This window comes from Algoriphagus chordae, from assembly GCF_003254055.1.
In the GTDB taxonomy this organism is placed as follows: domain Bacteria; phylum Bacteroidota; class Bacteroidia; order Cytophagales; family Cyclobacteriaceae; genus Algoriphagus; species Algoriphagus chordae.
The window spans coordinates 392,935-407,134 of the sequence record NZ_QKZT01000002.1 but is presented as its reverse complement, the minus strand read 5'-3'; the positions used below and the strand labels follow the sequence as shown (position 1 = coordinate 407,134).

Here is a 14,200-nt window from a genome sequence, read left to right as displayed (position 1 = left end):
TAAGTCTTGACGGTATTCTTACTGATATCCAGCATACGGGCGATTGTCTTGACTCCCTTTCCCTGCCTGTTAAGTATGATCATTTGTTTTATCTGACTCATAGGTTTAGGTTTTCCAGCCATTGGATTATAGTTAGCGGTTATCGAAAATGTCCGCTAAAAAACCAAAACCATTGATCAGAGGGGTCAATATGCTCCGGAATCTCAACCGTGGGGGTCAACATGCTCCGGAATACCACCGAAAATCTATCCTAAAGGGGTCAACATGTGCCGGAATGTCAGTCGAATCCTGCCTGTAAAGGCACTTTCACTTCTTGAAAACATTCCGGATTGGAGGGGTCAGCATGCTCCGGAATATCCACGGATATTCTCAAGCCTGGACTCTCATCAAAATAATGTCAATCTCCGTCCGAGAAGAAAACGTATCCCTCCCAATCATTCCGATAGAGATTCATAATTTTATCAAATGGATCGCTCACTATCACCGAAAAATATAGCTCTCCTTACGGAGCTCGAAATTCTTAACTTTCGGATAGCGGCTAAGCTTGAAAGGATTGGATACTCAGATGGATGGGAGGAGCGAAAGAAGAAAGGTAATGAAATGAGGCTTCTAGTTATAGAAGCCATTCGTAATTTGGAGCTTAGGAGATTCTCCCGTGTTGGTGATGCTTTGCGTAAGTTGGAAGAGTTTGGACTGACTTTTATGAATAGGTGATTTTAGAATATAGATGTATGAGCCCCTTTCCACTTATCTCTTCTTTGCCTTAAGTTTTTTACCGATGTAATTCAATGCCTATTTCCGGTTTTGTCCAATTGTATGCACAAAGGTCAGTCGTCCTGTCAGTTTCAAAAAATTGGGGCTTTGAGCAGAATTTACTAAAAACGGGGTTTCCTACGGACTGCCTCCCAGTTTTTGAATTCTAATTTTTATTCACTCTCCAAGCCTTCCAAATAGACCTGCATAAATTTTAACTAAAACCAAAATACTATGGCATTCTCAAAAAAGTACATCGGAAAAGGCAAGCAAGTCGAAAACATGGATATTGTCGAAGTAAGTCTCAACATGGCTGAACTTCAAAACCACACCTTCGAATACGAAGGAGAAACCTACGTCAGGTTCAACGTCGCCAAACTCAATGAACCGGATCAGTACGGAAAAACTCACACAGTTTATGTTTCTGTCAAAGAGCCTGAATCTGAGGAATCTTAATTAAAAAGTCCTTCGGGGCTTTTTTTGATTTTTCGATTATTTGCTTAAGAATTGGGATACCCCTTGGTACATTAATTTCACTTGGTCTATATTGTATTCTTCATATTTTCCATGAGCAGCATTATTTCTTAAATCCAACCAACTCGTCACAGACTTTTGAATCAATTTATTGTAAACACCATTTTTTGCTAAATCATCATTCAGTCTACTTGCTTTTTTTGGAATCTGTTTTTCTTTGGATTCATCAAAAATTGGAATGGAGTTTTCTAAACATAAACTTCTTAAATGCTCCTCTAGCACAGAGCCAATCATAACTGCAGCTGGATCCTTATATTTTTCTTCTAATAGATACTCCGCCATTTCTAGAAAATCACAAAACACATCTGCTTCAACTAGTTTCTTAAATGAAATTAACCACCCGGATTCTATTTCTGTTTTTATTGCATTAAGAATTCCTATTGCTGATTCTATGTCGTAGTAAAAAGAACCCTTTGTTGCTGCTTTAAATTGTCGGTAATAGTCACTATCGGTTCCAAATACATTTGAAATGAATGAAAGTGACCCCGTCTTGAACTCAGAAAATAAAATTCTTGGGGCATACCTTTCATACCTTTCGCCAAGGTAGTTTTGGGTAATGTTTTGGCCTTTTACAAGTAGGAAGTTTATTTTTTCTAATAGTTTCTGATTGCTGTTTTCCATTTCGTTTTTATAAGCTATATATAATAGGGTGATTGTGCTTCAGTAGTTTACTATCGAGGTTTACAAATCTCCAAAATCATTTATATGCGTATTTTAAAATGAATCTTTTATTCCTAATTCAGTATAAACAAACTCAACGTATGATTCTCTTTTTTCATCAACTGTATTTACAGAATGATAATACTGATCAAATTTTTGGTGATATTTGTCTAAGTGTTCTATAGTCTTTTTCCTTTCAGAAAGCCGTCTCCTCTTCCGCATTAAAGAATAGATTTTGATAATTGATCTCTCGAAACTTGCAGTTCCACTTTGTAATACATCCATGTATTCAATTAGAAAGTCAAAATTTATAAATAGTACATCATTAATTTTCTTGAAGTCAGATCCATTTTTCAATTGGGTCTGAAACTCCTTATTCAGGTAATCTCCTACTCCAGGGAGATCAAAAGAATCATCAGTGTAAATTATAATTGGAATTATCTCAATTTTTGAAAGTATCAATCCATGATCTTGAATAATGGGGTTATCACCATTCGCAATTTTGTCTATAAATTTTCCGATTTGATTTACCCCTTTACCTTGGACAAAAAATTTATCAACTTCTTTTTCAATGACTATGTAGTCTCTTGATTGAATTGCATTACTTGACAACAAAGAGTCTTTAATTTCAAAAATAAAAACCCTGTTTTTCCTAATAATCAAAGCATCTGGAAAATTATTCTGAACTTTATATTCAAAATGAATTTTGTAGAAATTTTCTTTAAAAATGGTTTTGATAATCCTCCGAAATAAATTTTTTTCTATAAATAAGTCTCCAATCTTAGATTTGTATTCAATAAAATTCTTGTTTTTAGTATTTAATCTCTTGAAAAAATCAAAAATTACTCCATGGAATAATTTGTTAGTGAGATAGTTATAGTTTAAAACCATGAAAATATCATCTCCACTATTAAATAATGGGTTTTCGAGAATATAAAGATCCTTATCCTTACTTGATTTGTATTTATCTATATTAAACTCAAAGTTTGAAAAGAATTTTATGCCAAAGGGGTCAGTTTTAATGAAAAATTGATCTTTTTTAGTAACAGCTTCCATTATGAATTGCATTAATATTTGTAAAAAATGTGTATGATTAGATACTTCATAATGTTCTAAGTATTTTTTATAATTCTCCGTCCATTCTTCACTTTTTTTAAAAAAATCTAATATTAGAATCCCTTTGAAGAATGCGGTTAAAGGATTTAATTCAATATTGTGGTGAATCTGTCCAATATAAATTGGCCAATTATTTTTTCTAAAAAAATCGTTTTGATCTTTGGATTCCAATGAGATTGAAAAGCCATAATTCAATTTATCTGCTTGGATTAAATAGTTTTTGAAAATCAATAGGTCATTAGTGATATCAGAGTCATTATATTCGAAATCTTTACAATTCTCAAGGCAATACTTTAAAAAAGCATTTAAATAAAGAGATAGAAATATTTGTCCACCTCCATTTAAGTAATTCCTAGCATTATTTATCAATAGGCTTTTAACCTGAATATTTTGCCTCCGAATTAGGAAGTCGAGAAGTGCTGCTTGAATGTGATTTTCATTTTGTCTAAGATATAACATGGAACCTATACGCGAACAAACTCCTATAGCAAGTCTTAGTGGTATCTTTTTTAAAAAGTCAGATTCAGAAAAGGGTTCATTACCAAAAATGCCTTTATAACCTATGTATACTTTATGAGGCATAAAAAAAATATTTAAATATGTTTTAAGACAAAATTGTTCGAATTATTTAAAATTAAAGTTGCATAGGTTTAAATTCAGATCAGTTCGGAAAAAGCCATACAGTTTATGTCTCTGTCAATGAACCTGATTCTGAAGAATTTTGATTTGAAAGCCCTTCGGGGCTTTTTTTATACCACATTACTTTACCAAAATAAGATTCAACTTTCTGAAGTGTCACACTTCTTGGACGCTTATTAGTATATCGAGTAAATCTTTGGGAGTAAATTCTTCATACTCTTGAATTACTTTTTTAATAATAGCATTTTTAAGCTCATTCTCTTTATTTTTCTTAATTGAATTAAGCTTTGGGATTTCTTTCAAATATTTGGCTTCTAAATCGTGGCCATTTAATTCAGTGAAATTCTTAGGTAATAAAAGCCTCTTTCCTGATATGGTCGAATATTCAATCCTCTCCGACAGGTCTACCGTCGAATCGAAATTCAACATCCTAATCATGCTATCTATAATTACTTGAATGGAAGGTTCATCTAAATTAAATAGCATGTGAAGCTTAAAATCTTCTTGCAGACCAAATTCCTTAGGATCCTGAAACTTTTCAACTAGGACAAGTATTGCCACCAAAAGTGGATCTAAAATATAGCTTTCGATACTGTATCTGCTCTGCCATCCTAGTACCTTTACAAACTTACAATCAGGTAATTGTTTTTCCAGATCCCAGTCAATAATCCCCCAAATAAATTTATTTCCCCCATTCCTCAAAAGTTTTGTGATTTCGATAACTTGAGTACAGTTCGAAATAGGCTGCCCATTTTTATCTTTTTGAGCATCTCCTGAGGCAATGAAATTGAGAGAAATCTCAGGATGCAATTTATTTCTAAAAATCTTGTAAATGGCTTCATAATATTCAACATCAAACTTGCTCTCAACAAATATTTGCCTCCTATTCTCATAATTAACGCTGAATGAGGGGACACCATGAGTCAATTCCTTTAATGCTGCATCCTTGCTACTCATTATTAGTTTTGGGTCTCCTTCAGCTTTCATGACATAAAGAGAATCTTCACAAGGGGCGAATGCAACTGTAGAAGGAGAATGGGTGCATAGAATTATCTTTAGTCCCAACTGTTGATGGAATAAAGTGTACAAGACATCAACTAATCTTTGACTCATAAATGGATGGAGGGAAGAGTCAATTTCATCTAGTAATAATATACTGGCAACAAGCCTTTTTTTAAACTTCAATTTATACACATAAAAAGTTAATGCCAGTAGTGTTCGTTCTCCTGATGATAATGAATTAATATCAGTACTGTATCCCTTTTTTTTGTTGAAAAGTTGAATATGGATGTTATGAGAATTAAAGTCTATCCCGATTTGATCTGGTATTTGGCTTGCTTTAAATACATATCCGTTACAATCGTAAACGCGAAGTGCTTCATTAAGCATTGATACTGGAGATTCACCATTAGCCTTTATAAATTGATCATCATCAAGAAATGAAACAGATGGATCATCTTTAGCTTTCAAATACCTATTGAAATCATTCTGTTTTTTTGTTATTTGATATTGCTTTTCTTCAAGGGATAATTGGTATAAATCTAGAAATCCACTTTCTGAGGGGAGAGGTGAGAAAATACCATTTTTACCAGATAATCCTTTTAGCATTTTCAAAGAATTAGTAGGCATTTTTTCATTCAAAAAATTCTCCAAATCTGCAAATACTTCCAAGCCTTCCCTTCTAAAATTCAATAAACTATGTTCATTTATTGCTACAAAAGAATTAGGGGAGTCTTGAATAGACATTATTAAGTTAATAAAGCCTTGAGAGAGATGTGTTTTTGCCGAATCATCCCAAATATTGAAATCAGGGTTGTTTTGACAGTATAAAAAGTAATTTTCTAAATCTTTTTCACTCCAATCAAGCAAACTTGAATTATAACCTACCTGCTTAAAAAATTGCAGAATTTGGCATTTGGGAATCAAGTTTTTTAACAATTCAAAGTCTGAAACTTTTGGTATCAATCCTGTGCTTTGAAAAACAGACTCGGCTTTTTTGGATAATTTCACAAAAGATCCATTTGGATCAGACGTAAAATCCTCTGTTTTTAATAAATCCTTATAAGATGATAGTTCTTCCTCTGACCAAATAAAATGATCGCTATTTTGAGCCCAATGCAAAAAATTGTCTTCAATTTGAGATAACCCTTGAGGTAAGACCTTATAGCCTTGAAGAATTTCATTTCTTTCTTTTGTTAGCCTTTGGCTTAATGCTGAGGATTTCTTGGCAAAGTTATCCTTAGAAGTGTTTTTGGATATACTTGTAGTTTGTTGTCTATTTCCAGTTGTCAAAGGAGGAACATCATAATTTAGGCTAAAGTCGAAATAGTTGTAATATATGATCTCATTTGAAGGAATATTTGATATCTCTACTGCTCCAGTTTCAATTGCTTGTAAGAGATGGGTTTTTCCTGAACCATTTAATCCTGTTATGATACAAAAATCAGCGATCGAAATAGGCTCAAACTGTTTTATTGATCTATGTTCTTTTTTAAATACTAGTTCCATTAATTCTTTTAAAAATATTGTTTCTTTAAAATCCTCTCCTCCTCGCTGTCATACCGATACTTTACCACCTCTCCACTAATAATTAACCCGATTGCCTGTTCGATCACTTCGTAAGGGGCGATAAACCATTCCCTAGGCGTATATCTTTTGCCCTTTTCGTCAAATACGTCAATGTTCAGACAGCAAGAACCAAAGAAATTATGAATCAGCTGTTCGAATTTCTGGGTGTTCATATTATAGCATTTCCATCCAGCAATGTATTTCACGTCTGACATCAGGTAGGTTGGCTCCTTTGATGCATTTTTGATCCGGTCTTCTACCGCGATTTTTGAATAGCCGATCTTGAATAGGTTGTCTATTGATGCTATATCCGGATTGGAACTCAAAGATTTGAGCACATAGATAAAGCCTGATTCTTCGTCTTCTTCGGTAATCATTCCAAAGTTTTCCTGGAATGACTGGTTTATTTTTTCAAAATTCTCAGTGACTACCTTTCCATTGGCATAAAGAATCTTTTCTACCGACCGTTTAAGCATATTGGATTGGTTGCCATTTTCAAAAATACACCTTGTCCTTCCATCTTCACGTACTCTGGTACCATCGGCTCTGTAATGCTCTTTTTGGGAAATATTCACATGCTCCAATAGAAACAGAACTCCATTATGGACATAAAATGCACCCTCTTTCAGATTGTCCACTTTAAAATCTATCAGTTTCCTCTTGCCCTCTGCCAAATCCTTTTGCACTTCTTTGAAAAGCGGTTCGTAGGTAGCGAAATCTTTGCAGGGTTTCCTTTTGGCTACAAAATCGGCACTTACCCTTTCCTCCGGTTTAGGCGTATGTTTAAAATCAAAAAGTCCTGCATCGTCACCCAAAATATCCAGATCATCATTCAGAATATCACTGATGGATTTTATCTCCTGCTTTGGTTTCTTATGATATTTCCCGCTCGGTTCTTCTACTGCAAGAGTATCTTTCTTTTGTAGAAGACCATGGATATCTTCAGGCAGCAGCATTTCAACTTTAGTAGCATCTTCCCGAATACTTTTCAATCGGGAGTAAAGCTGGTATTCGGAGACATTGGAGATATTCGCTTCTGGGGCTTTTCCGTTTTTTGCAAAAAAGTCATTGATCTGATGAAAAGATGCAAGCAAACGATCATCAGGAGTACTTGTTGATGAAACTTTCTTTTTCTCTTCGATCAGATGAAACTCCTCATCATTGAAAATTTCATCCAAAGAAGAATACTTTTTACGATGCTGCATGCTTCCTTCTTTGTTCATTGATGTAAATGATCGCCTCTGCCATTCTTCTTTCCAATGGATCTCCAGAATTGATATTTGGCTTTTTGCCATACATGGCTATAAATTCCTTGATTTTAGGATAAAGAAGTAAAACCTCTTCTTCACTGATTGAAATTCGGGTTGCTTCTATCGTTTCCTGGATCACTTTCAGAACTTTGGTAGTCACAGATTTTGACAAGATCTCAAAAGCTTTCTGAAAAGGATTAACCTGATCAATCAGGTCGATATGAAGGTCATCTATATTCACAAATGTATTGGCCATTCGGATAAAGCGTTTGTCCCCGGTTTCTTTGACTTCACCGTTTTTAATCACAGAATCGACCACAACTTGCTGGCGAACTTCTTCTACTTCATCGGCCGAGAGGTCAGGGTATCTCACTTGGATGATCTTCGGGATTAGAACTTTATTGATTACCTCTGGATCTACATTCCCTGGCATAGCCTTGAGCATTTGATCATCCTGAAGAATTACCGCCTTCAGGTCATTTAAGTCCGATTCAATAATGTCTTTTACTCTTTTGGAGCTTGGTTCTTTCAGTCCACGTATTTTGAGTTCGCCTGGCTTTGCCTTATCCTCATCGGATAGTTTGGTTTTAAATTTCCAGTTGGGAGCCAAGACCTGCTCCATCAGGAGGGAAGCTGTAATGGCTTTCAGCATATTGTTGACGGATAATTTTACCTGATCATCCGCAGCATCTGGCTGGGCAATTAGATTAGTAAACTGTGCATGTGTTTTATTGCTACTGTCACGTGTGCATCGGCCTATAATCTGGATAATTTCAGTCAAGGACCCACGGTAACCAACAGTCAGGGCATGTTCGCAATAAGGCCAGTCAAATCCTTCTTTAGCCATACCCAAAGCAATGATCAAATCCATATCCTCCTCGTCTTTGCTCTTCCTCAGGTACTCTACGATTTTATCCCGCTCCCTGGAATTATCCTCTACCAAGTCAGCAACTTTCAGGATTTTGCCATCTGAGTGCCGTTTGATATAGATCACACCAATTTCTGCATCCTGCCTTATTACTTCTCCTATCGCATCCAAGATAAAATCAACCTCGTTGTGCTTGTCTTTGGTGGATTCACCCGAATTGACATTTGGGATATGAAGGATGGTCTTTTTGTCCGTGTCTAATACTTCCAGAATGGCTTCTGTATATCTGCCCTGATAAAAGTGGTAGCCAATTCCTAGGGATTTCAGGTAATTATATCCGTTCAGCTGCTCGTAATAGTTGTAGGTGACTTTTTCAAACTTAGCTTCATCTTCCGGAGGAAGTACCGGCACGCTATCACCCCGGAAATAGGAGCCGGTCATCGCAATAATGTGCGCCGAAGACTTTTGCATGATATTCCGAAGGATATCACCCAGACGATTATTGATATCCGCGGAAACATGGTGAAACTCATCTATTGCAAGGAGGCAATTGTCAAATACTTTTTCTTCCAATTCTTCTGATGCAAATCTCAGTGTGGCATGGGTACAGATCAAAAGCTTCTCTTCGTTTGCCATGAAATTGTGAAAAGCCTTGACTTTACTCATGCTCCCATCACTTCCGGGCATGCACAGATTATAGGCATCGTTTGGCTTCCAGTCTGCAAAAAATCCATGGGATTTTAGATCAGTATGTGCAAATGAACTCCCGATAGAACGTTCCGGTACAGCGACAATCACTTTTTTGATGCCTTGGTAGAAAAGTTTATCGAGACCCAAGAACATTAATGCCCTGGATTTCCCGGATGCAGGTGGAGCTTTCAGCAATAAGTATTGGGCATGTCTGGCCTCATATGCCCGGGCTTGCATATCGCGCATTCCCATAGGGTTAGTTTGGGTACTTTGGCCAGTCTGGTGATAATTTACTTCTACTATATTGGGCATTTCAAAAAGGTTAATGGTCTAAAGTTTGTCTAAAATCCGTCTAAATCGTCTAAATTTAAACCTATAAATATCTGGATATCAATAATATATATTTTGTTTTCGTCTAAAGTTTATCTAAATCCCGTCTAATTCATCTGAGCTAAATAATGAATTAGATGAACTTTTTGATCTATCAATACACTTTGTTTTTTTGTTGCCTATCACATAACTATCACATAAAATTAGGCTGATTATCAGTGTTTTAACTTATCAAAATGCTAAGGGATCACATGACCGTCACATAAGAATTCTACCTCATCACTTGCTAAACTTCAGTCCAATTCTCTGACTTTATTTTTATTTGTTTTTAAAGAAAAAAGAGAAAAAGTGGCTTGAATGAGTTCTAGGGCACTTCTTAAATAATTTATTTTCAGTTTATTTCTTTTTAGCCAAAGTCTTTTCAACAATTAAGGGAAATCCAAATATCAGCAATCCAGCCATGATTCTAATTTTTTATCACATAAGCTTCATATAAAATTCTATTGAATATCAGCGGCTTACTGTATGTTTATTCCCTATGATCACATAACGATCACATAAGATCTATGCCCAGAATGGGATATAGCTAGCATACTTTCTGGATTTGTTTTCTGGATCCTCTTCTTTTATCACTCCCTCAGCCAATGCGTCCCTTATAATTCTCGAAGCAATTGAATAATTATGATCCTCGATTTTGAAGCGATCCCTAAGACTTTGGTTTGTCATCTTTTCATTTGACACGTGTTTTAGGCAAGCATGCTGATAGCATGCCCTAATCTTTTCTTTCTTATCCAAATTGTTCAGAGATTTGTAGTGGTAAATGCTAACTCTAGTCCTGTTTTCTGCCACAATTACATTTATAGGAGGTAACTGATAGAGCTCATTATAGAAGATCACTTTATCTAATCCACTTCCTTTTTCTTCACAAAAGCCCATCCTACGCATCAGATCTGCTAGCTTTTCATTTCGGGAAAGATATGCATCGATAAAACGCTCAGGGGTAACCAATGGATTTCCAGGATTAGATATTTCTATGCGATCACTGAATACTTCAATCATAGGAAATCCTTTAACAGAGAAGTCCTGATGAATAAGGGCATTTGCAACTAGTTCCCGAATAGCTATTTCTGGATACATTCGAGTTTCAGTTCGCAAGGCTTTCCCTATTTCTTCATTTGCTGGAAGCTGACTGTTTACCCATTCCACCAAACCTTCAAAACCCAGTGCATATCCTTTTACTCCCATCTGTTCCCTCTCTGTTTCGACCTTATTCTTGCCTTTGTACACGATTGCTCTTACAGCCTTTCGCTCAGTACTTTCAAAATTTCTCAGTTGTTTGGCAAATAATAAAGCTCCCAATTTGGTAATAGCATAGGTCTTATGCTTTACTACTAATCCTTCCTCTATGAACTTTGCAATTACTCCATCTACACTGGAAGGATAGGGGAGTTTCATTAGGTCAAAATAAGTCTCGGCACTTAGAAAGTGAGTAATATCAGATACGCTGAGATTATCCATTGCAATTTCTTTTTCAAAAGGCTTACTTTCTTTCTTCCAAATTTTAGCTTGTTTTTCCGGGAAGTCATTTATTTTCCTGGTAATCGTGTTGATACGGATATATGCTTGGTGAAGAAATTCTACCGGCTGAGTTTTCGCTGCTGGGATGATATAGATGGATATATGGCGAGTGGCATCATAGTCAAATTCATGTACTTGGAAGTCAATCCTTGGATTTATCCGAGTAGCAAGCCAATGTTCTAGATCCTCATTTTTCTTTTTGTGGGATTTAGCTTTGAAGGTTGTTCCCTTGATGATGTGCGTATTATCTTCCACTCCAAAAACTAAATAGCCATAGGGTTGATTATGAATACATGCACCATTTGACAATGCAGATATTCGTTCCCCAATTTCTTCAGGAGAATGAAAGTTTAGCTTAAACTCCACCCATTCGCTCTCACGAGGAAGCTTTACTAAATCATTTAATGTTTCTTTAAGTTGAGTGTCTGTCATCATTTTTTCACTTTCCTTCCTTTTTTCTCTTTTTCAAAAAGGGAGTCCTTTACTTTCTCTTCTGCGATCATTTTCTCATAGAGTTTAAAGAGGTATTCCAATCGTTCTTCATCTGACTCAAACGGCCGACTGCGGTAGCATCGCTCAATAGCCAAGTCATTTTGACGATGTGCTTCACGCAATCCGGCTGGCATTTTATCAGGATCATATAGCTGTGCTAATGTTTTTTCAGAATGCCGCTCCCTTTCTTCCAAGATACGGAATACACACTGGGTGATTTCCTGTTTTCGTTGGTCGGAAATATAGGGAACAGGAAAGTTATTATATGATAATACAGGAGAATACCTTAAGTCCTTCTTAAAGTAGCCAGATGTAGCTCGAACCCACACAATGTTTAACCTAGAACTGAGTAATGAAAAAAGCCAAGGATCAAAGTCAAAAATAACTTGGGCCAAATTACTCACGATTTCCCCATTAGTTAAGAAGTCTATTGGTATATAGTCTCGCTTTTCAGCTGAAAGGCCTGGAATAATTAATGCCTGACCGCTCTTATGTCGAATTTCTCCAAATAAGTGTGAGGTATTTGCTAGTTTTCTAGTGGCTTCTCTTGTGCTTCCAGCTCGGTACTTGGCTACTTTATTTACGATTGACTTTATTAGATCAATTTCCAACGCCTTTTCAATGTCCTCATCTTTAAGCCATAAAGCATATCTTTTAAAAGAATAAAACAATTCTCTGGCACCAAGGATTTGTCTAAAATATACTTTTAAATGGCTAGGAAGCTGGATATACTCTTCATGATCAATAAAGAAATTCCCATCATCATTCGCCATGCTTCCATTGGTCATTTCAGGAATTTGTGAAAGGGGTCTAGACCTTTTTGTTACAATTGTTGTTGTTCCTGAAGTTAGATATGGGCTAATTTCTTGTGTTTGTATGATTTTTCCTGAAGAATATATTTTTTTGATGGAGCCGTTTTTTGCTGATATTCCAACTATCACCACAGCAACTCCTGCATTGCTTTTCGCACTATTTTTCCACATGAAAGAAGTGTGAGCAAAAATAATTTCAATGTTTTGTGAGAATATTAAGATCCAAAAATTTCCGACTTGCTCACCTTGACAAATTGAATTTGTGGAAACAAAAGCGGCTTTACATTTTGGAGTGTTTGAACAATATTTTGCTGCCAAAAAGAACCAAATCGATATATAGTCTAAATTTTTAAATCCATCTTGAGAATTAAAGACAAGCTGCATATCTAATTTGTGGTTCACCAATTGTTCTTTTTTTCCCAGATAGGGTGGATTGCCCAAAATATAAATCTCATCGCCTTCTTTCTTTGGACAAACTTTCTCCCATTTTAACCGGCAGGCATTTCCACAAACAATCTTACCTGCTTCCTTTAGTGGTAGAGTAGGGCTGGTTTTTCCGAATTCCCGATAAAATTCCACATTCATCTGATGCTCGGCCAGCCAGAGCGATAGTTGTGCAATCTCATGGGCGAAGTCATCGATCTCTACCCCGAAAAACTGGCTCAGCTGAATCCTGGAAAACAACTCTACTTGAAAAGATGCAGCCAGGCTAAGTTGAGCCTTAGGGATAAAGGAAAGTTGTTCGCTTTTACTGTTAAATCCAGCCGCAGCTTTTTGCAAGTCCTGAAGGTGATGGATAATCGCTATTTCCAGTCTTCGGAGTTCCTTGTAGGCAATGATCAGGAAGTTGCCACTGCCACAGGCCGGATCGAAGATTTTGATTTTACTCAGACGGTAGAGTAGTTCGTTGAGCTTTTTGGGATTGTGTTTTGCTTTTTCAAGCTCCTCCTTCAGTTCATCCAGAAAGAGTGGCTCGATGACTTTCATGATATTGGGCACAGAGGTATAGTGCGCCCCCAAGCTTCCTCTTTTTTCCGGATCGATAACACCCTGGAACATTGATCCGAAAATATCCGGATTGATATCCTTCCAGTTCATCTCCCCAGCGTCAATGATCAGTTGTCTCGATTTTCGGCTGAATTCAGGTACCTGAAAAGAATCTTTAAATAAGCCTCCATTGACATAAGGGAAGGCGTTTAAATAAGCGGGTAGATCTTTTCGACCTTTTGAAGCGGTATTCAAAACTTCAAATAGACTCTCCAGATAGGAACGAAGATCATGGCCATCTACAGCAGTGTGCGAGCTAATCGCATTTGTAAACTGCCCATCCTGAAAAATGTGGGTGTCTTCAGCAAAAAAACAAAAGAGAAGCCGGGTCAAAAAGACGTTGAGGGCATGAGAATCTTCCTCTGTTTTGACGGGATTGTCTTTTTTGATTTCGTCAAAAAGCTTTGCCATTCGCTCTGCAGCCTTGACATCAGCTGGATTCTCATTTCGGTGTTGGGCTTTTTCCATCCCAGCCCAAGGCAGAAAGAAATCAAAATGCTTCGGTAGCTCTGCCAGTTCTATATCCAGCTTTTCACCTGTTTTGGAATCTATAGCCAGAAAAAGCTCATAGTCTGTGACGATTACAAATCGCTCTTCATGCTTGATGGACTGGGCTAGCTCAGAAATAGTTAGATGCAAATCGGCAGAATACTCTTCTTGGAATCGAAGTTTCTTTTTCCAGGAAATTTCGCCTTCTGATTTCGACAAGTTGAGGTTTCCTTTCTGCAATCTGGTGATGGAAGCTTTGGGCAGGCCGTATGCCAATAGCAGATCGTAAATGAAAGTTTCTTTGGAAAAGGACTTGATCAGATTTTGAAGGTTGGATTCAATCTGGGCTATGTTCATTTAACTTAATTATTTGA

General features: G+C 36.5%; 9 protein-coding genes. 1 reads left to right on the top strand and 8 read right to left on the bottom strand.

The genetic code is table 11. The features are described 5' to 3' along the window. Window positions 1-101, bottom strand: a 101-nt coding sequence (locus LV85_RS22450; protein WP_394336106.1) for a helix-turn-helix domain-containing protein, incomplete at its 3' end; no start/stop codon positions are given. An 886-nt stretch (window positions 102-987) separates the two neighbouring features. On the opposite strand from LV85_RS22450, the gene LV85_RS03720 reads away from it, so the two are divergent. Continuing rightward, entirely contained in the window at window positions 988-1,209 is a 222-nt protein-coding gene (locus LV85_RS03720) for a hypothetical protein (RefSeq protein ID WP_111316830.1), read from the top strand. Window positions 1,210-1,245: 36 nt separating this feature from the next. Here the strand turns inward: LV85_RS03720 and LV85_RS03715 are convergent, their stop codons facing one another. From LV85_RS03715 to LV85_RS03685, 7 genes are all read right to left on the bottom strand, one after another. Further along, entirely contained in the window at window positions 1,246-1,908 is a 663-nt protein-coding gene (locus LV85_RS03715) for a hypothetical protein (protein WP_111316829.1), read from the bottom strand. A gap of 93 nt (window positions 1,909-2,001) precedes the next feature. Then, window positions 2,002-3,645: a hypothetical protein gene (locus LV85_RS03710; RefSeq protein WP_111316828.1), complete on the bottom strand. Its 1,644-nt coding sequence runs from the start codon at window positions 3,643-3,645 to the stop codon at window positions 2,002-2,004. 213 nt (window positions 3,646-3,858) lie between these two features. Continuing rightward, window positions 3,859-6,210 (bottom strand): AAA family ATPase, encoded by a 2,352-nt coding sequence (locus tag LV85_RS03705; RefSeq protein ID WP_111316827.1) that lies wholly within the window; start codon window positions 6,208-6,210, stop codon window positions 3,859-3,861. 8 nt (window positions 6,211-6,218) lie between these two features. Then, window positions 6,219-7,493: a GIY-YIG nuclease family protein gene (locus LV85_RS03700; protein ID WP_245942129.1), complete on the bottom strand. Its 1,275-nt coding sequence runs from the start codon at window positions 7,491-7,493 to the stop codon at window positions 6,219-6,221. Continuing rightward, the gene (locus LV85_RS03695) at window positions 7,462-9,390 is read right to left on the bottom strand and encodes a DEAD/DEAH box helicase (RefSeq protein WP_111316826.1); all 1,929 of its coding nucleotides are present in this window, start codon (window positions 9,388-9,390) and stop codon (window positions 7,462-7,464) included. Before LV85_RS03695 ends, LV85_RS03700 begins: the two co-directional genes overlap by 32 nt. Before the next feature lie 582 nt (window positions 9,391-9,972). Next, window positions 9,973-11,421: an RNA-binding domain-containing protein gene (locus LV85_RS03690; protein WP_211318373.1), complete on the bottom strand. Its 1,449-nt coding sequence runs from the start codon at window positions 11,419-11,421 to the stop codon at window positions 9,973-9,975. After that, window positions 11,418-14,183: a class I SAM-dependent DNA methyltransferase gene (locus LV85_RS03685; RefSeq protein ID WP_111316825.1), complete on the bottom strand. Its 2,766-nt coding sequence runs from the start codon at window positions 14,181-14,183 to the stop codon at window positions 11,418-11,420. Before LV85_RS03685 ends, LV85_RS03690 begins: the two co-directional genes overlap by 4 nt. Window positions 14,184-14,200 lie beyond the last annotated feature (17 nt).

Bases quoted from the DNA above. Each gene is read 5' to 3' on its own strand.
- LV85_RS03695 (WP_111316826.1), bottom strand. From the start codon at position 9,390: ATGCCCAATATAGTAGAAGTAAATTATCACCAGACTGGCCAAAGTACC.
- LV85_RS03685 (WP_111316825.1), bottom strand. From the start codon at position 14,183: ATGAACATAGCCCAGATTGAATCCAACCTTCAAAATCTGATCAAGTCC.
- LV85_RS03710 (WP_111316828.1), bottom strand. From the start codon at position 3,645: ATGCCTCATAAAGTATACATAGGTTATAAAGGCATTTTTGGTAATGAA.
- LV85_RS03690 (WP_211318373.1), bottom strand. From the start codon at position 11,421: ATGATGACAGACACTCAACTTAAAGAAACATTAAATGATTTAGTAAAG.
- LV85_RS03700 (WP_245942129.1), bottom strand. From the start codon at position 7,493: ATGAACAAAGAAGGAAGCATGCAGCATCGTAAAAAGTATTCTTCTTTG.
- LV85_RS03705 (WP_111316827.1), bottom strand. From the start codon at position 6,210: ATGGAACTAGTATTTAAAAAAGAACATAGATCAATAAAACAGTTTGAG.
- LV85_RS03720 (WP_111316830.1), top strand. From the start codon at position 988: ATGGCATTCTCAAAAAAGTACATCGGAAAAGGCAAGCAAGTCGAAAAC.
- LV85_RS03715 (WP_111316829.1), bottom strand. From the start codon at position 1,908: ATGGAAAACAGCAATCAGAAACTATTAGAAAAAATAAACTTCCTACTT.